This window comes from Streptomyces sp. NPDC004539 (assembly GCF_040610055.1).
GTDB lineage: Bacteria > Actinomycetota > Actinomycetes > Streptomycetales > Streptomycetaceae > Streptomyces.
In genome coordinates, this window is record NZ_JBEXLS010000009.1 from 199,021 (window position 1) to 217,968 (window position 18,948).

Consider the following 18,948-nt stretch of genomic DNA (forward strand, 5'->3'; position numbering starts at 1 on the left):
CTGACCGGCTGCGTAACCCTCCTCGTACTGCTGCTGGTATCCGCCCTTGCACCCGGATACGAGCAGCAGCAGCTGAACGGCCAGGAAGGCAACCACGCATCCCCTGGCATGCCTGGTGAAACCCGACCGTCCGTCCCCCGCGACCGCACCGGGTTCGTCCTCGACGTGAAATATCGGGAGGGCTCCTTCGTCCATACGGCTCACCCTTCCAGAACGTCCCTCGCGACCGGAACGGGTTCGCTCCAAGAACGGAACCTGACAACGCGCCCAACGTCCGACATCACCACCAACACCCGCCACAAAAGGGCACAGGCAAGCTGACAGAACTTCATGAACGATCAAGGGCTTACAGTTAAGAAAATTGTTAGTTTCAACGATCCGGATGTCCCCGATCTGTTGGATGCAAGAAATGGGGGACTTTTGTTCCGCCGATTGATCGCCGTCGTGGTGGGGCTGGCCGGGCTGGCAGCGGCACTCGTCGTGCCGGCCTCCGCCACCGACTTCCCGGCGAACAGCACGCCCTTGATCTCCTGGAACATGCAGGGCGCCAGCAACAACGCCCAGAACGGCAGCAAGTGGACGACGGTCCAGCGGCTGGCGTTGCAGGCGCCGATCCTGATGCTCCAGGAGGCCGGCCCGCAGCCGCCTCAGAACAGCAACGCGCAGCCTTCCCAGACCTTCACCACGACCGACAGCCAGGGCAACCAGCACCAGTTCACGGTGCTGCACCACACCTGGCGGGTCGACAGCAGTTACCGCAGCGCCCTCCCGACCCGCGAGGTCTACTTCCTCCAGACCGCCGACGACGTGAGCAACCCTCGCCGCATCGGCGGCCGGGTCAACATCGCGCTCGTCCTGACCGAGGCGCCGGACGAGCTGATCGTCGTCGGCAACCCGGTGGACGCCGGCCGCAACGCGCTCGGCGCGCGGTTCGGCGACGAGTGGTACTTCACGATGCACGGCCTGTCCGGCGGCGGCGGTGACTCCGGGGCGATGCTGGACGCGATCGACGACCGGATCACGGCCCTCGGGGCGCAGGCCAACCGCACGTACCACGTGACGGTCGGCGGCGACTTCAACGTCGACCCGGACGTCCTCTCGGGCCGGTCGAGCTTCCCGCCGACCATGCGGGCCCAGAGCTCGGGTCTGGCGACCCATCAGAGCGGTGGTGAGCTGGACTACTTCGTCACCACCCACTTCGACCACCCGCTGGCGGTGTCGGTCCGCTCCGAGGGCAGCTCCGACCACTGGCCGGTGCAGTCCGGCCGGCTCAACGCGGGCGGCAGCAACCCGCCCGCCGCCAGCCCGTCGATCGACGACCTGCGGGTGATGCCGACCGGTGACGGGATCACGGTCGGGGCGAACAGCAGCGACGAAGGCGGCTACCGGGACCATCTGAACGGCATCCTGAAGGGCCTGACCGCCGTCGCGCTCGGTGTCGGCGCGGTGGCCAGTTACATCTTCACGCGCACGGACTTCGTCGGTGAGCAGAAGAACGGCAAGCGCGGCGACCCCGACCACATGGGGTTCGAGGGCAAGGGCATCGACGACATCCAGGCCCAGACGATCCCCGCGCTCCAGACGCTGCGGCCGAACCTGATGACCCTGGTCGCGGGCACGGCCGACCTGTCCGGCGGCGCCGACGGCGCGGCGACGGCCGGCAAGATGCGGGGCTTCCTGGACGCGATCTACCGGACCTCGCCGACGACCACGGTCCTGCTCGGCACCCTGCCGCCGTCGACGAACCCGACGATCCAGGCCCGTATCGACGCCTACAACAGCGCGCTGCGCACGATGGCCTACGCCAAGATCGAGGGCGGCGCACGGCTGGTCCTGGTGGACCTGGGCGGGGTCACCACGCAGGACATCACCAATGAGATCTACCCGACCGACACCGGCTACCAGAAGATCGCGGACGCCTTCGGCGAGGGCGCCCGGATCGCGTACCTCCAGCGCATGATCAGCGGTCGCTCGTACGTCTGGGAGCCGATCGGCAAGATCCGGGACGCCGCCGCGACCGGCTCGAAGATCGCCTTCCCCGACCTGAACGGCGACGGCAAGGCCGACTACGCGGTGGTCGGCACCGACGGCAAGGTCACCGGCTGGCGCAACGACGACCCGCGCAAGGACGCGGTCTCGCTGGGCGACATCAGCCCCGCCGACAAGGGGAACAACCCGGCGCTGGTCTACTTCGCCGACCTCGACGGCGACGGCAAGGACGACTACGTCCGCATCCTCCCGGCGGCCGACTCGCCGACCGGCATCCCCGCGATGCGCATGTCGCGCAACACCAGCAGCGGCTCCACGGTCAGCTGGGGCACCGCGACGATCGTCGCGAACAACCTCACCTACGAGCCGGAGCTGTACTTCACCGACCTCGACGGCGACGGCCGCGACGACCTGATCACGCTCGACCGGATGAGCTTCCCGACCGCCTGGCAGAACAAGGGCAAGGGGATGCCGACCGAGGGTGGCTGGAGCAAGGTCTCGGGTTTCGCCACGCCGGGTGAGTCGCGCGGCGCGCAGGTCGCCTTCGCCGACATCACCGGCGACGGCAAGGCCGACACCGTCCGCGTCGAGTTCACCACCGGCGAGGTCCGGGCCTGGCAGAACACCGGCGCTCCGTGGACCGTCACCACGGGCTGGAAGTCGCTGGGCGTGGTCCGCTCCGACGACCCGTTCCAGGGCACCTTCGGGACCTTCGCCGACCTGAACGGCGACGGGATCGAGGACTTCGCCGTGACCCGCTCGGGTACGACGACGGCGTCCACGGCTTCTGTGGCGAAGACCGCTGTCCGAGCCGCCGCAGTCACGGCCGCCGCGAGCGGCGCCGGCGACATCGAGGGCTGGCTGGTCCCGAGCTACGGCGACGGCACCCGCAGCGACGGCGGCGCCGGTGACCTCGGCGTCAACGGCGGTGTCGGCGACCCGATGGAGGCGCACCCCGGCGGCGACGACGGCGGTACGCGGCCGGCGGCGACCGGCGACTGCCGGCCGGAGGGACTCGCGACCACGGCGGGCGTGGCGACGCCGTACTGCAAGGTCTACCAGAGCGACGGGCGCGAATGGCTCGGCGAGGGCCGGGGCCGCCGGGTCGTGGGCTACTTCAACGGTGGCCGCACGGGCGCCGACGGCACCCCGCACTACCTGGTGAAGAACATCCCCTGGTCGAAGGTGACCCACCTCAACTACGCGTTCGCGTCGGTGGAGAACAACAGGATCGCGGTCGACGCGAACGCCACCCAGAAGGAGTGGCCCGGCGAGCCCGGCGCCGAGATGGACGCCTCCCTGCCGTACAAGGGGCACTTCAACCTGCTGACCAAGTACAAGCGCCTGCACCCGCGCGTGAAGACGCTGATCTCGGTGGGCGGCTGGGCCGGTTCCGGCGGCTTCTACACGATGACCACCAACGCGGACGGCTCGGTCAACCAGGCCGGGATCGACACGTTCGCGGGCTCGGTCGTCGACTTCCTGCGGACGTACGGGTTCGACGGGGTCGACATCGACTTCGAGTACCCCACGGTCCTGGAGGACACCGGCAATCCGTCCGACTGGGCGGTGTCCAACCCGCGTCGCAAGGGCCTGCCCACGACGTACGCCGCGCTGATGAAGACGCTGCGGGACTCCCTCAACCGGGCCTCGGTCGCGGACAGCAAGTACTACCTGCTCACCTCGGCGTCGTCCGCCTCCGGCTACCTGGCGCGCGGCATGGCGAACCAGACCGCGCTGGACTACCAGGACTTCACCAACCTGATGGCGTACGACTACCACGGCACCTGGAACGACGTCGTGGGCCCGAACGCGGCGCTGTTCGACGACGGCAAGGACCCGGAGCTGGCCGACCAGTACGCCACCCCGGAGTACGGGAAGATCGGGTACTTCAACACCGACTGGGCGATGAAGTACATGCGCGGCGCGATGCAGGCCGGGCGCGTCAACATCGGGGTGCCCTACTACACGCGCGGCTGGCAGAACGTCACCGGCGGTACGAACGGTCTGTGGGGCAAGTCGCAGAAGCCGAACGGCTGTGAGCCGGGTACCGGCATCAAGCGGCCGTGCGGTGACGGTGCGTTCGGCATCGACAACATCTGGCACGACGAGACCAACAACGGCAGCGAGCTGGGCTCCGGGACGAACCCGCTGTGGCACACCAAGAACCTGGAGAAGAACATCACGCCGGTCTACGCCCGCAGTGTCGGGCTGACGCCGGAGACCGACGTCACCGACCGGCGCACCGGCCTGTACACCCGGTACTGGGACGACACCACGAAGACGTCGTGGCTGTGGAACGCCGAGAAGAAGGTGTTCCTGTCGACCGAGGACGAGCAGGGCATCGACGCCGTCACCGATCTGGTCAAGTCGACCGGTGCGGGCGGCGTGATGATGTGGGAGCTCGGCGGTGACTACTCCTGCCCGGCGGACATCCAGCCGGACACCCCGTGCGGGATGGGGTACACGCTGACCACCCGGCTGAACGAGAAGCTCGGCAACATCGGCGCGTACAACAACAGCCTGCGGGCCGGCACGGGTGGCACCGGGCCGACGGTGACGGCGAACCTGAGCGTCGAGATGGTCAACTACCCGACCAGCACGGCGAACCTGTGGCCGTTGCAGCCGACCGTCCGGATCACCAACAACACCGGGCGCACGCTCGGCGGTGGTAAGGACACGACGCTGTCGTTCGACATCCCGGCCTCGACGTCGCCGCTGGTCAAGGACGGCAACTGGCAGACCGGCGAGCAGGGCGGGCAGTGGAAGCTGACGGCCGGTTCGACGTTCCACCGGGTCACCACCACGCTGGACTACTGCCAGATCATCCCGTCCGGCAAGTCCCTCGACCTGCCGATCATCTACTTCCTCCCCATCACCGGTCCCGTGAACACGAGCCTGTCGATCGGCGGTACGGCGTACGCGCCCTCGACCGACAACCTCAAGGGACTCGGCACGGCCACCCCGCCCGCCGGCGGCTGTAGCGCCGCGAACTGGGACTCGACCAAGGTCTACTCCCCGGCCAGCCAGCCGATCGAGCAGACCACCGTCAAGTACAACGGCAAGGTCTGGAAAGCCAAGTGGGAAACAAAGGGCAGCGCCCCGGGCACCGGGGTCGACTCCGACCACGAACCCTGGAAACTGATCGGCACCGCCGGCTGACCGTTCCACTCAGGTAACCCGAAGAGTGCTTCCTCCTGTCATCCGTACGGGAGGAAGCACTCTTCTGCGTGAGTATGCGAGTGCGGCACCGAACCAGAGCTGCACGAACGCCGGTCCTGGACGTCAACTCCGGCGCGTGGGAGCTGGGTTCGCGCCCGGCCCGCACGACACGCGGCGCAAGCGCATCCTGCCGGCTCACGCGTGAGTCGTCACAACTGGACAGGCATCAGCAGGACTCTCCGAACTTCACCGCGCCGAACTCGACGGGCTGCCCGTCGAGTTGGGCTGCCGGCTTCGGGTTCTGGGTGCACACCTTCCAGTTGGATTCCAGGAGGATCATGCGGCTCTCGCCGGAGACGTCGTTGACGGTGATGCCGGTGGAGGAGTCGAGGGACTGGCGGGCGGCCTTGACGGACTTGCCTCGGAAGTCGGGCATCGTCGCCCCCGCTTGCCGTACCGTTCCCTCGTCCTTGGCGGGGCAGCTCTCCTCAAGTTTGACCGCCCCGAAATCCACTTTCGCGTCGGTCGAACGCGGCCCGGGAGCCGGGGTCTGTGAGCAGACCTTCCAGTTCCGGTCGAAGGCTTGCATACGGCCACGCCCGAGGGCGTCGTGCGACGTGAGGAGGTAGAAGCCGGCGGCCTGCGCCTGGTCCTGGGCGGCTTGTAGACCCTTGCCCTTCATGTCCGGCAGCGTTCCGGTCTTCGCCGCGTCCGTCGGCGTAGGCGTACCCGTCGGCGTAGGCGTGTCGCCGGGCGCCGACGCGGCGGCTCCGGTCTCCGTGGCGCTGCTGCCGGTCGCGGCCGGGTTGCAGGCGGTCAGGGCGACAAGCCCGGTGATCGCCAGAGCGGTTACGACAGCATGCTTGAGCATGGTTCCCCCATATCTTGGTACTGAAGGACCATCATGTGACTTGCGCGCCAAATGTAGAGACAGTGTGAACATTCCGTGATGTGGCGTTCGATATCGGTTTGACGGCGGTGAGTTGTCGGAGTGTCGGGCCGGCTCCTGCGGGAGTCCGGATGCCCCTCCTCGACGCCCGGTCAGCGTTCGTACACCACCCGCCCGTCGAACACCGTCAGATCCACCTCCACCCCGGTGATGTCGTGGGGATCGAGCGCGAGGAGTGGCTGGTTCAGGACGCAGAGGTCGGCCACCTTGCCGGGTTCGATCGTGCCTTTCCAGGTGTCGGCGAAGTCCTGGCGGGCGGGGTGGGAGGTGTAGGCGCGGAGGGCGTCGGGGAGGGAGACGCACTGGTCGGGGCCGCTGCGGCGACCGGTGGCCTTGGATTCGCGAAGGAGCATGGAGGCGACGCCCTGGCGCCAGTCGGGGGTGGTGATGGGGGCGTCGGAGCTGGCGCACACGGTGACGCCGGATTCGACGGCGGAGCGGACGGGCCACTGGTAGGCGGAGCGTCGGGGGCCGACCACCTCGTCCATGAGGTCGGAGACGGTCCACTTGATCGCGGGGTTCATGTTGACGCCGTAGCCGTGGGCGGCGAGTCTGGCGAGGCTGTCGGCGCTGATGAAGTCGCCGTGGATGACGTAGTGGCGGGCGTCGGGGCGGGGGGCCGCCCGGTCGGCGTCGATCAAGGCGTCCACGACGGTGTCGATGGCCCGGTCCCCCGTGACGTGGACGCCGAGTTGGAAGCCGGCCTCGTGGGCGGTCCGGATCATCTCGCGGAGTTCCTCGACCTGGACGGCGGGGGTGTCGCCGTGGACGCAGAGGGCGCCGTGACCGCCGCCGGCGTAGGGCTCGTTCATCCAGGCGGTGCGGTTCGGCGGCACGCCGTCGGCGAAGATCTTGACGCCGATGGGGTTGAGCAGCCGGGGGTCGGGGGTGGCGGGGCGGTTCGGCACGTACCGTCCCTCGCGCACCCCGTCCGGCCGGGCCCGTAGATCCTCCGCCCCCGCACGCAGCCCCTCCGCCTCCGTCCCCGTCCCGGCCTCCGTCTCTGCCTCCGCCTCCGCCTCCGCCTCCGGCACCCCTCCCACCCCCGCCCCCAACTCACCCAACCCCTCCCGCAGATCCTCCGCCCCACCCCCCATCGGCGCCGGCAGAAGCAACACGCTCACCCGCGCCTCAAGACCCCCCTCCCCGGCGAGTTCCGTGTACGCCGTCCAGTTGTCGGTGCTCAGGCCGCCGAAGAACGTGTCCCCGCCCCCGGGCCCGAGTCCGGGCTCGGTGTAGCTGGTGATGCCGAGGGAGTGGAGTTCCCGGACGACCCCCTCGATGGCCAGGCGGCGCTGCGCGATCGTGGGTGAGGGCAGCGCCCCTTGGATCAGCCGCGCGGCGGCCTCGCGGAGGATGCCGGTCGGCTCGCCGTCGGCGTCCGTGTCGATGACGCCACCGGTCGGCGCCGCCGTACCGGCGTCGATGCCGCAGCGGCGCAGCGCGGCCGTGTTGGCCCACACGGTGTGCTGGGAGAAGTCGGTGAGGCAGACGGGGTTGTCGGGGGCGGCCTCGTCCAGGTCCCGGCGGTGGGGGTAGCGGCCTGGGTCGGCGAGGCACTCCGCGAGGTAGCCGGCGTCCCAGCCGAGCCCGACGATCCACTCCCCCGGCGCGACGGCGCACACCGCGCCGCCCACGAGAGCCGCGATGTCGGCGACCGAACCCACCGCCGGATGGCCGACGTCGAGGGCGAACGGGGGCTTCGTCATGCCGTAGGCGGCGCCGTGGAGGTGGGAGTCGTTGATGCCGGGCAGGACGGTCCGTCCGTTCAGCTCGACGATCCGGGTCCCGGGTCCGGCGAGCGCGCGGACCTCCGCGTCGGTCCCGACCGCGACGATGTCCCGGCCGCGTACCGCGACCCCTTCGGCGACGGTGAACTCGTGGTCGACGGTGAGGACTTGGCCGCCGGTCAGGATGAGGGTGGGATCGGTTTCAGGCATGAGAGCCCTCTCTCTAGAGAAGCTGGAAAAGCTGGTCAACGTCCGGGACGCGGTGCGAAGTAGGCGAGGGCGGCGCCCGCGATCAGCGCGGTGCCCTGCGCCATCTGCTGCCAGAACGTCGGTACGTTCAGCAGGGTCAGGCCGTTCTGGAGCCCCCCGAGGAACACCACGCCGAGGAGGACCCCGAAGACCGAACCGGAGCCGCCGGTCAGGGCAACGCCGCCGACGAGTACGGCGGTGAGCGCGGCCAGTTCGAAGCCCGCGCCGGACGTCCCCGCGACGACGCTGTCCAGCACGGACGCCTTGATGGCACCGGCCAGCGCGGCGGCGACCCCGGTGGCGACGAACAGGGCGAACGGCGTCCGGCGGATGTCGATCCCGGAGAGGTGGGCGGCCTCCCGGTTGACGCCGATCGCGAAGACGTGCCGTCCGGTCGGCGTCCACGCCAGGAACAGCGCGCCCACGACGAGGACGGCCGCGGCGATGACGACCGGCGCCGTGAGCCCCGCGATCCGCGCCCCGCCGAGCCAGGCGAACCCGGAGCCGAAGCCGCTCAGCGGCAGCGGGAACACCTGCTGCGCCAGACCGCGTACGGCGGTGAGCATGCCCAGCGTGACGACGAACGGCGACAGGCCGAGGTAGCAGCACAGCACGCCGTTCACCGCGCCGACCGCCGCGCCCGCGGCCAGCGCGCCCGCCACGGCGACGACCGGTGGCTGACCGTCGCTCGCGAGCCGGCCCGCGACCAGCCCGCCGAGGGCGAGCGTGGAGCCGACCGACAGGTCGAGGTAGCCGCTGATGACGAGCAGCGCCAGCGGGACGGCGACGATCGCGAGGGTCGCGGCGTCGGTGGCGATACCACTGAGGTTGGACGGGTCCAGGAAGCTGCCGGTGGACAGCTGGAACGCCGGTACGAGGACGGCGAGCACGGCGATCAGGGGGTGGCGGCGCAGTACGGCGAGGCTCCCGGCGGCCAGGTCGCGCGGGCGGGTGAGGGCGTGGTCGACGGTGGTCATGAGGCTCCTTCGGCTTCGACTCGGGACGCGCCTTCGGCCTCGGCTTCGGGTGCGCCTTCGACCGGCGCCCGGTCGGTGTCGTGCACGGCCGACAGCAGGGCCTGTTCGGTGAGGCCGGCCCCGGACAGTTCGGCGACGATCCGGCCCCCGGCGACGACGAGGCAGCGGTCGGCGAGCGCGACGACCTCCTCCGGGTCGCTGGAGGCGAACAGCACGGCCGTACCCCGCTGTTCGGCGATCCGTGAGACGACGCGGTAGATCTCCTGGCGGGCGCCGACGTCGACGCCCTGGGTCGGTTCGTCCAGCAGGAGGACCCTGACCCGGCGGGCTTCGTTGATCCAGCGGCCGAGGACGAGTTTCTGCTGGTTGCCGCCGGAGAACGCGCCGGCGGGGAGGTTGGGGCGGGCGGGGCGCAGGCCGACGGACTCGGCCAGCCCGTCGAAGACGCGTCGCTCCGCGCGCGGCATCCGCACCCCGGACCGGGCGAGCCGGCGGATCGAGGGGAGCAGGACGTTGTCCTGAGCGGTGAGCGCCGGGAAGAGCGCCTGGGTCCGGCGGTCGGCGGGGACCAGGGCGATCCCGGCGGCGAGCGCCTCGGCGGGGCGGCTGGGGACGACGCTGTCGTCACCGATCCGGATCGTCCCGCCGAGCGCGCGGCGCCTGCCGAACAGGGTCTCCAGCAGCCGGGTCCGCCCCGACCCGATGAGCCCGAACAGCGCGACGCGCTCCCCTTCACCGACCGTGAGCCCGACGGGCCCGAAGCCGGGGCCGCGCAACGCCTCGACGGTGAGCCGGGGTGCCCGCGGGGCCCCCATCCGCCCGGACCCGCCCGACCGCCCGCCGGCCTCGGCCCCCTCCGAACTCCCGACGCCATCAGCCCCGTCCGAAGACCCGGAACCTTCCGGCCCCCTCACGCTCCCGGCCCCCTCCGCCGCATCCGAACTGCCAACCCGCCCCGCGATCACCGCGACCAACTCCCCCCGACTCCGCCCACCCCCCTCCGAGTGATGCACCACCCTCCCCTCCCGCATCACCGTCACCACATCCGCCAGCCGCTCCACCTCCGACAGCAGATGCGTGACGTACACGATCCCCAGCCCCTGAGCCCGCAGATCCTCCACCCGCGCGCCCAGCGCATCGCTCTCCGCCCCGGACAACGCGGCGGTCGGCTCGTCCAGCACCAGTACGGACGCGCTCCGGCTCAGCGCCTTGGCGATCTCCACCAACTGCCGCTGCCCCATGGGCAGTTCCCCCACCCGGTCGCGCGGCGAGCAGGTCGCGGCGACCCGTGACAGCAGCCCGGCCGCCACCTCGTCCTGCGCCTTGCGGTGGATACGCCCGTACCAGGTCCACTCCTGCCCGAGGAAGATGTTCTCGGAGACGGTGAGCGCGTCGATGACGCTCAGCGTCTGGTAGATGATCGCGACACCCGCGGCCATCGACTCCCGGGGAGTGAGCCGGGTGTAGGGCGTACCGCCGATCTCGATCGTGCCGGCGTCGGGCGGAAAGGCTCCGCCGAGGCATTTGATGAGGGTCGACTTCCCGGCACCGTTGTGACCGAGCAGCGCGTGCACCTGTCCGGCGGGCACGGTGAGGTCGACGCCGTCCAGCGCCCGGACGCCGCCGAAGGACTTGGTCAGCCCCCGGACGCGCAGGTTGATGGTGGTCATGGCGGACCTCAGGCGTTCTGCGCGAGGAGTTCGTCGATCTTCGCGACGTCCCCGCTGCCGACGAGCGTGATCGGCACCTGCACGCTGGGGTCGGCCTTGCCGGCGGCGACCGCGAGGGGGACGTCGACGATCGCCGAGGCGAGGTCGTGCGGCGCGAGGGCGGCCGAGGCCCGGTAGAAGGTGCCCTGTTTGACGGCGAGGAGGGAGGGCGCGGCGCCGTCCTGCCCGCCGACGAACGTCTTCGCGTCGTCCTGGGCGCGGCCGGCCTGCTGGAGCGCCTTGAAGGCGCCGTACGCGGCGGCGTCGGTGACGCCGAGGACGAGGTTGAGGTCGGGGTGCTTGGCGAGGATCGCCTTGGCCTTGGTCAGGCCGGTATCGGGGTCGATGGCCTGTTCCCGAGCGACGACGTCGACGCCGGGGGCCGCTTTCGTGAACGCGTCGATCATGCCCTCGGTGCGCTCGCGGCCCAGTGCGATGGTGCTGTCCGTGAGGAAGGCGATCTTTCCCTTGCCGCCGAGCTGTTCGGTGGCCCACCGGGCCGCCGCCGCGCCGAGCAGCGTGCCGCCCTCCCGGAAGCTGAACTGGATGTCGGCGCTCTGGTGTTCCAGGCTGCCGCCGTAGGTGACCCAGATGAGGCCGGCGTCGAGGGCGCGTTTCGCGAGGGCGTCGGTCGCCTCGAAGACCATCGGGAAGGAGACGATCGCCGGGACCTTCTGGGTGATCCAGGTGGTGAGGTTGGTGGCCTGGGTGTCGGCGCTCGCGTTGTCGCTGGTGGTCGCCAGCGAGATGCCGTGCTTCTCGGCGCCGGCTGTGGCGAGCTTGACGAGGGTCGAGTAGAGGGGGAGCTGGGTGAAGGGGTAGTCCAGGCCGATCTTCGTCAGCTTCCCGGTGGGCGCCGGGGACTTGTCGGCGGACGTGCTCGCCGGCGCCGTACAGCCCGTGGCGGTCAGTGCGGTGGCGCCGAGGGCGGCGGCGGAGAGGGTGAGGAAGCGTCTGCGGGAGGCGGGGGAGGTGAACGGCCTGTGCTGTGGGTTCATGGCTGGGGCTCTCCGGGAGGTGGGCGGGCGGTGCCGCCGGGCGGTGTGCGGAACAGGAAAGACCCATGGCCCCGGCGCCGCCATCCGTAGAAATACCGAGGGGTGGCTGCGCGATTCCGGGGCTGTCGGTACCTTGTCCGCCGAGGGAGCCCGCCATATCGTTAGGGCTCAAATGACATGGCGGTGCCGGACCCGGGGAGGCTCGCGTGCTCAGCCACCACCAGGTCGCGGCGGCCACCCGCATCGGCATGCTCACCCGCGAACGCGACACGGCGTCGGCCTGCGCCCAGGCCCTCGCCGAACTCTCCGGCGCGCTCCCCATGGACGCCGCGACCCTCCTCACCCTGGACCCGCTGACCGGCGGCCACGTCCAGGTCGCGGGCATCGGCTACCCCGCCGGCCACTCCCAGGCCCTGGCCGCCGAGTTCGTCGCGACCCCCTGGTACCGCAACGTCGTACGCCAGGAGCTGCCGCCGTCCATCTCCGAGGACGCGGAGGACGGCCTAGGCACGCGTTTCCGGCAGGGCTGGTTCTACGCCGAGCGGGTGCGGCCCGCCGGGTTCCGGGACGGGGTGACGGGGGCCCTGCGGCACGGGGACCGGCTCGTCGGCCTCGTCCACCTCTCCACCGCGGACCCGCACGCCTACGGCACGGACGCGCGGCAGTTGCTGGCCTCCGTACTGCCGGCCCTCGGGGCGCTGGCCGACCCGGTGCCCCGTACGGGTGAGCTCCTGGAGTCGGAGGACGGCGCGGCGGCGCTGGTGACGGACGCCGGGGTGATCGACATTCCGGGCCGGGACCGGGTCCGGGCCCTGGGCGACGCGGAGTTCGCCACGCTGGTGCGGGCCTTCGCCGAGTCGGGCGGCCGGCGGCTGCGGCTGCTGTGGCCGTGCGACGGCGTCTGGCACCGGGTCGCCCTGCACCGGCGCCGCTCCCCCGGCGGATTCGTCGCGGACGCCGTACTGGTGATCGAGACGCCGGGCGAGCTGCCGTACCGGCTGAGCCCGCGCGAGCTGGAGGTGCTCACTCTGGCCACTCTCGGGCGCACCAACCAGGCCATCGCCGAGACTCTCTTCCTCTCCCCGCGTACCGTGCACACCCATATGGAGCACCTGCTGCGCAAGACCGGCGCCGCCTCCCGCGCCGAGGCGACGGCCCTCGCCATCCGCGACGGCCTGCTCCATCCGGCCCCGGCGGACCTCCCCCGCTTCGTCGAACGCTGATCCGCCGGCCGTCCGGCGTCAACACCGCGAGCGGCTTGAACCCGAAGGGTGAAGCGGCGGCGCGTTATTGACGTCGTGCGGCGGTGATCCTTGGGTCTGGTGCGCCTCGTGGGTAACGTCACCCCACCGCAGGTGCGGAGCCGCCCGGACACCTGCGCTGCACGGGAGAACAGAGCCGCAGCACCCCGGACCGCACGCTCGTCCGACCGCCGGTCCGAGACGTCCCCCCACCCCCTGGGTCAGGAGATTTCGCATGCCCGAAGAGCTGACCGGTTCCCCGAGTCGCCGGCGTGTCGTCGGCACGATGGCCGCTTCGGCGGCGGGATGGGCGTTGCCCGTGCTTCCCGGACTCCCCGCGTCGAGCGCGTACGCCCAGCCGCGGGAGGACAGCACGACCCAGGTCACGGACCTGGCGGTGAACGGCCGCGCCGACGGCCCGATCGGGGTCGACGACCCCTCGCCCCGCCTGAGCTGGCGGGTCGTCAGGGCCCCGGACGGCTGGATGCAGAGCGCCTACCAGGTGCGGGCCGCGCGGTCCGCCCGCGATCTGGCGGCGGGCCGGTGGACGTGGGACAGCGGGCGGGTCGTCTCCGCCGCGCAGACCGACATCGTGTGGCGGGGGCCCGTGCTGCGCTCGCGCGACGTGGTGGTGTGGCAGGTACGGGTCTGGAGCGGCACCGGGCATGTCACACCGTGGAGCGGCGCCGCCTCCTGGGAGATGGGCCTGCTGCGGCGCGCCGACTGGGGTGGCGCCCGCTGGATCGAGTACGCCGGCCGCACGCTCGACCAGCCGCTGCCGGTCTTCGCCCGCGCCTTCCGGGTGACCGGCCGGGTCACCCGGGCCAGGCTGTACCTGTCCGGCGTCGGCCTGCACGTGGCCCACCTCAACGGCAAGCCGGTCACCGACGAGGTCCTCGCCCCCGGCAACTCCAACTACCAGCTGTCGGTGGAGTACCGGGCCTACGACGTCACCGGCCTGGTCCGGACCGGCGCCAACACGCTCGGCGTCGAACTCGGGTACGGGACGGCGCTGGTGACACGGTCGGTCACCAACGCGGCGACCGGGCGGAGCGCCCCGTACAGCTGGTGGCAGAGCCAGTTCAAGGGCGCGGGCACGCTGGTCGGCGGCGTCGGGCGGGAGGCCACCGTCGTCCGGGTGAGCAGCGCGGCCAACTTCCATGTCGGCGGGACCGTCAACGTCGACACCGGGGACGGGGGTGTGCGGCTGGAGTCACGGACCATCACCGCCGTGGACACGGGCGGGGGTTCGATCTCCTTCACGCCGGGGCTGTCCTCGGACCACGCCGACGGGGCGGCCGTCACCGGCTCGGGGAACTCCCTCGCGAGCACCGACCCCAGCGCGGGCGCCGCCGTCACCCCCCGGCTCATCGCCCGGCTGGAGGTGACGCGGGCCGACGGCACCGTACAGGTCGTCGTCAGCGACGGGTCCTGGCGGACGGCGCTGGGCGCGACGACCACCGCCAACTGGTACTCCGGCGCCGACTACGACGCCCGGCGCGAGCAGCCCGGCTGGACGGCGCCGGGGGCCGATCTGAGCGCGTCGGCGCCGCGCCGGGACGGGACGGCCATGGGGTGGACCGGCGCCGGGTTCGCGCCGCCGCCGAACCTGACCACCGAGCTGGTGTGGCGCAACGCCGAGCCGCTGAGGGTCGTCGACCGGCTGCGTCCCGTCGGCGTCGGACAGCCCAGACCCGGCGTCTGGGTCTTCGACTTCGGGCAGAACTTCGCCGGCTGGCCCCGCCTCACCCTCGGCCGGCTCCCCGCCGGGACGACGGTCAAGGTGCGCCCCGCCGAGTCGCTCGCCGCGGACGGCACCGTCGACCAGACGTCGATCATGGGCGGCGGCCCGGTGCGCGGGACCGACGTCTTCGCCTCCTACACGACGTACGGCGCGGACGGGGGCGAGAGCTGGCAGCCGCAGTTCCACTACTTCGGCATGCAGTGGGTCGAGGTCACCGGCCTCCCCGACGGCTACACGCCCACCGCGGACACGGTGACCGGCCTCCAGATCCACGCGGACGTCCCCGTCGCGGGCTCCGTCACGACGTCGAACGCGCGGATCAACCGCATCCACCGCATGTGCCGGTACTCCGTCATGAGCAACCTCATGTCGACGTTCACGGACTGCCCCGGCCGCGAGAAGCTCGCCTACCCCGCCGACTACCTCCAGCCCTTCGGCTCCCTGCACCGCCTCTTCCGCTACGACGCCTACCTGCGCACGATGCAGCGGCATCTGGTGGAGGGCCAGTCGAGGGCGGGCGACAACATCGGGAACGTCGCCCTCAAGACGCCGGTGTACGACTGGGGCTACACGGGCCGCTACGGCGACGAGATCAACTGGGGCGACGGCATCGTCCTGGTCCCCTGGTACCTGTACGAGACGTACGGCGACACCCGGACCATGGCCCGCTCCTACCCCCAGATGCAGGCGTTCCTCACCTACATCCGGACCCGGAAGGCGGGTACCGGCGCCGACGCGCACATCGTGGACGGCGCCCTCGCGGACTGGTTCGCCGGCGAGGCGACGTCCGGGCGGATCACCGGGACCTGGGGGTACCACCAGGTCGCCGACCGGATGGCCCGGATGGCGGAACTCCTCGGGCGGACGGCCGACGCCGCCGACTACCGCAGCCTCGCCGGGCAGATCCGGGACGCGTTCAACGACGCCTTCTACAACAGGGCGCTCGGCCGCTACACGGCGCGGGGCGACGCGGGTCCGGCCGGGGCGACGCAGGCGGCCCAGGCGCTGGCCCTCGACGAGGGGCTCGTCCCGGCCGGGGAGCGCGCGCGGGTCCTGGCGTCACTGGTCGAACTGGTCCGCGCCTACCGGCCGTCCGGGGGCGGCCCCCACCTGGGCGGCGGCACCATCGGTCTCGCGCCCATCGTCCGCTCCCTCCACGAGGCGCGCCACGACGACCTCCTGTGGGACGTCCTCCAGGAGAACACCCTCCCCAGCTACGGCCACTTCCTCCAGCCCACCACCGCCCACCCCGACGGCCTCACCACGCTCCCCGAGACCTGGGACCTGCGCTACTCCAACAACCACATGATCCTCAGTCAGATCGACGAGTGGTTCCACACCGCCCTCGCGGGCATCCGCCGGCCACGCGGCACAATCGCCTACCGCCACCTCGTCATCGACCCCCGCCCGGTCGGCGACCTCACCTCCGCGGAAGGCACCTACCGCACCCCCCACGGCACCGCCTCGACCCGCTGGACCCGCCGCCAGGGCGTCTTCCGCCTCCACGCCGAGATCCCGCCCAACACCACGGCGGAGATCTGGCTGCCCACGGGAGGCCGCGCACTCCAGAACGCCCCCCGGGGCACGCGGTTCGAGCGCCTGGAAGAGGACCGCGCGGTGTACGCCGTGGGGTCCGGCGCCCACGACTTCACCGCACCCGACCCACAGTGAGGTCAGCCCTCTCCGTCATCCCTCAGGACCAGGTCCAGCAACCCGGGGAACCGTGCGTCGAACTCCTCGCGGCGTAGCCGGTTGACGCGCTTCGGGCCCTCGTCGCGCTGTTCGACGAGGCCCGCGGCGCGCAGGACGGAGAAGTGGTGGCTGAGGGCGGCCTTGCCGACGGGGACGTCGAAGCTGCCGCAGCTGCGGGTCCAGACGGGGGAGCCGGAGAGTTCGCGCAGGAGCTGGATGCGGACGGGGTCGGCGACGGCGGAGAGGGCCGTGAGGACGGAGACGTCGTCGGGGTGGGTGTGGACGGGGGTGGGGCGGTGGCTCGCGGCCACGGTCCGGTCGGGCATGTCGCTCCTGTCGTCCCGGGTGGCCGGTTGCCGAGTGTTCGATGGATATCTTACAGTCCGAGTGTTCGCTTCCGGTTGAACACTCTGGCGCTCGCCATTGCCGGGCGGACCCTCCGAGCCATGCCCACTCCCCCTGCCGAAGGATGTGTCCGCCCATGCGCGCGGTCGAGTTCCACGAGTACGGCGCCCCCGAGGTCCTCCGGGTCGTCGACGCCGAGATCCCCGAACCGGGCCCCGGCCAGGTGACGATCGACACCGCCTGGGCGGGGGTGAACTTCGCGGACGTCAAGGCGCGCGCCGACGGCTACCGCGTCGAGACGCTGCCGTTCCGCCCCGGCCTCGAAGTGTCCGGGCGGGTCCGCGCGGTCGGCGAGGGCGTCACCGGCCTCGTCCCCGGCCAGGAGGTCGCCGCGTTCCTGTCGGGCGGCGGGTACGCCGACGTCGTAAGCGCCGAGGCGACCGCCACCGTCCCCCTCCCCCGCGGTCTCGGCCTGCGGACGGCCGCCGCGCTGCCCACCGTCCTGCCGACCGCCCACGCCCTCCTGCACGAGGTCGGCCGGCTGCGCGCCGGGGAGACGGTCCTCGTGCACGGGGCGGCGGGCGGTGTCGGCACGGTGGCCGGGCAGCTCGCCCGGGCGGCGGGGGCCGGGGCGGTGTACGGCGTGGTCTCGTCACCGGCGAAGGCGGAGTACGCGCTGCGGCACGGGTACGACGCCCTGTTCGCGCCGGACACGTTCGCCGACGACGTCCGCAGCGCCACCGGCGGGAAGGGCATCGACCTCGTCCTCGATCCGGTTGGCGGCGAGACCCTGCGCCGGGGGCTCGGCGCGCTGGCGCCGTACGGGCGGCTGGTGTCGTTCGGGAACGCGTCGGGCGAGGCGCCCTGGCAGGCCGGAATGGCGGAGCTGGGGGCGTGGGGGCGTTCCGTGTCGGCGTTCACGATCATCGGGCTCGCCGGGTCCGCGCCGCTGGAGCTGCGGGCGCTGACCGAGCGGGCGTTCGCGAAGGCCGTCGAGGGGGTGGTGGCCCTGCCCGTGACGGCGGAGTTCCCGTTGGCGGAGGCGGCCGAGGCGCACCGGCTGATGGGCGGGCGGACGTCGACCGGCAAGCTGCTGCTGCGCGTGACGGGTTGATCGAGTGGGAGCACAGCGGGCGCTCGGCCGGGTCCCCGCCCCCGGGCTCGTCCTCATCGGTGTCTGCGGGCTCCAGTTCGGGGCCGCGTTCGCCACCCGGATCTACCCGCAGGTCGGCGCCCCCGGTGTCGTCTTCCTGCGGCTGCTGATCGCGGGCGCGCTGCTGTGCGCGGTGTGGCGGCCGGGCCGTGCGTCGCTGCGCGCGGTGCGGGGCGCCTGGCCGGTGGTCGGCGCGGCGGGCGCGCTCCTCGCCGCGCACCACCTCGCGTTCTACGCGGCCGTCGGCCACCTCCCGCTGGGCGCCGTCGCCACGATCGAGTTCCTCGGCCCGTTCACCATCGCCCTCGCCGGTTCGCGCCGGGCCGCCGACCTCCTGCCGGCCTGTCTCGCGGCCGGGGGTGTGCTGTTGCTCGGTGGGGGCGGGGTGCCGCTCGACCCGACCGGGATCGGCCTGGCCGTCGTCGCCGCGTGCTGCTGGGCCGGTTACATCCTGGTCGGGGCGCGGATGGCGCGCCGGCTCGACGGGGGCCAGGGGCTCGCGGTCGCGGTCGTCCTCGCGGCGGTCCTGACGGCGCCGTACGGGATCGCCCATGCCGGGGGCGCACTGCTGGACCCCGGGGTGCTGTGGGTCGCGGCGGTCGTCGCCGTCGCGTCCAGCGTGCTGCCGTACTCCTGCAACCTGGAGGCGCTGCGGCGGGTCCCGCCACGCGTGTTCAGCGTCCTGACCAGCCTCGAACCGGCGGCGGGCGCGCTGTTCGGGCTCCTGATCCTGGGGCAGCGGCTCGCCTGGGGGCAGTGGCTGGGCATCGGGGCGGTGGGGCTGGCGTCGGTGACGGCGACGCTGCTCGCGGCGCGGGGCGAGGGGGCGGACAAGGCGCGGGACGAGGTAGTGGACAAGGTGCGGGGCAAGGCGGTGGGCAAGGCGCGGGACGCGTCCACGGCCGACTGCGCGACCGCCCACGGGGATGACCGGCCGGTCAAGGCGGTCGGCTCTCCGACGTGACGGACGAGAGCGCGTCCCGGCGACAGCGACCCGCCTCCGTCTTCGA

General features: G+C 72.0%; 11 protein-coding genes. 5 read left to right on the forward strand and 6 right to left on the reverse strand.

Going from position 1 to position 18,948, the window contains the following annotated elements:
* Positions 1 to 420 precede the first annotated feature (420 nt).
* A complete protein-coding gene (locus ABZX85_RS20845) occupies positions 421 to 5,151 on the forward strand; it encodes a glycosyl hydrolase family 18 protein (RefSeq protein WP_355870427.1) in 4,731 nt (1,576 codons plus the stop codon).
* Between the two features lie 226 nt (positions 5,152 to 5,377).
* Here the strand turns inward: ABZX85_RS20845 and ABZX85_RS20850 are convergent, their stop codons facing one another.
* The 5 genes from ABZX85_RS20850 to ABZX85_RS20870 form a co-directional block, all read right to left on the reverse strand.
* Entirely contained in the window at positions 5,378 to 6,022 is a 645-nt protein-coding gene (locus tag ABZX85_RS20850; protein ID WP_355870429.1) for a hypothetical protein, read from the reverse strand.
* A 170-nt stretch (positions 6,023 to 6,192) separates the two neighbouring features.
* Positions 6,193 to 8,040 carry an amidohydrolase gene (locus ABZX85_RS20855; protein WP_355870432.1) on the reverse strand — a complete coding sequence of 616 codons (1,848 nt, stop codon included), beginning with the start codon at positions 8,038 to 8,040 and terminating at the stop codon, positions 6,193 to 6,195.
* A 35-nt stretch (positions 8,041 to 8,075) separates the two neighbouring features.
* Positions 8,076 to 9,056, reverse strand: a complete 981-nt coding sequence (locus ABZX85_RS20860) for an ABC transporter permease (RefSeq protein ID WP_355870435.1) — start codon at positions 9,054 to 9,056, stop codon at positions 8,076 to 8,078.
* Complete coding sequence (locus tag ABZX85_RS20865) at positions 9,053 to 10,726, reverse strand: sugar ABC transporter ATP-binding protein (protein ID WP_355870438.1); 1,674 nt, start codon at positions 10,724 to 10,726, stop codon at positions 9,053 to 9,055. Before ABZX85_RS20865 ends, ABZX85_RS20860 begins: the two co-directional genes overlap by 4 nt.
* A gap of 8 nt (positions 10,727 to 10,734) precedes the next feature.
* Positions 10,735 to 11,763: a sugar ABC transporter substrate-binding protein gene (locus ABZX85_RS20870; protein WP_355870441.1), complete on the reverse strand. Its 1,029-nt coding sequence runs from the start codon at positions 11,761 to 11,763 to the stop codon at positions 10,735 to 10,737.
* Between the two features lie 206 nt (positions 11,764 to 11,969).
* Here ABZX85_RS20870 and ABZX85_RS20875 point away from each other — a divergent pair, with 206 nt between their 5' ends.
* Positions 11,970 to 12,986, forward strand: coding sequence for a LuxR C-terminal-related transcriptional regulator (locus ABZX85_RS20875; protein WP_355870443.1), 1,017 nt, complete (start codon positions 11,970 to 11,972; stop codon positions 12,984 to 12,986).
* 253 nt (positions 12,987 to 13,239) lie between these two features.
* On the forward strand, positions 13,240 to 16,419 hold the full coding sequence (locus ABZX85_RS20880; protein WP_355870445.1) for a family 78 glycoside hydrolase catalytic domain: 3,180 nt from the start codon (positions 13,240 to 13,242) through the stop codon (positions 16,417 to 16,419).
* Positions 16,420 to 16,421: 2 nt separating this feature from the next.
* Here the strand turns inward: ABZX85_RS20880 and ABZX85_RS20885 are convergent, their stop codons facing one another.
* On the reverse strand, positions 16,422 to 16,766 hold the full coding sequence (locus ABZX85_RS20885; RefSeq protein ID WP_355870448.1) for a helix-turn-helix domain-containing protein: 345 nt from the start codon (positions 16,764 to 16,766) through the stop codon (positions 16,422 to 16,424).
* A 155-nt stretch (positions 16,767 to 16,921) separates the two neighbouring features.
* Here ABZX85_RS20885 and ABZX85_RS20890 point away from each other — a divergent pair, with 155 nt between their 5' ends.
* Both ABZX85_RS20890 and ABZX85_RS20895 read left to right on the forward strand, forming a co-directional pair.
* Positions 16,922 to 17,899 (forward strand): zinc-binding dehydrogenase, encoded by a 978-nt coding sequence (locus ABZX85_RS20890; protein WP_355870450.1) that lies wholly within the window; start codon positions 16,922 to 16,924, stop codon positions 17,897 to 17,899.
* A 4-nt stretch (positions 17,900 to 17,903) separates the two neighbouring features.
* Complete coding sequence (locus ABZX85_RS20895) at positions 17,904 to 18,902, forward strand: EamA family transporter (protein WP_355870453.1); 999 nt, start codon at positions 17,904 to 17,906, stop codon at positions 18,900 to 18,902.
* The last annotated feature ends 46 nt before the right edge of the window (positions 18,903 to 18,948 follow it).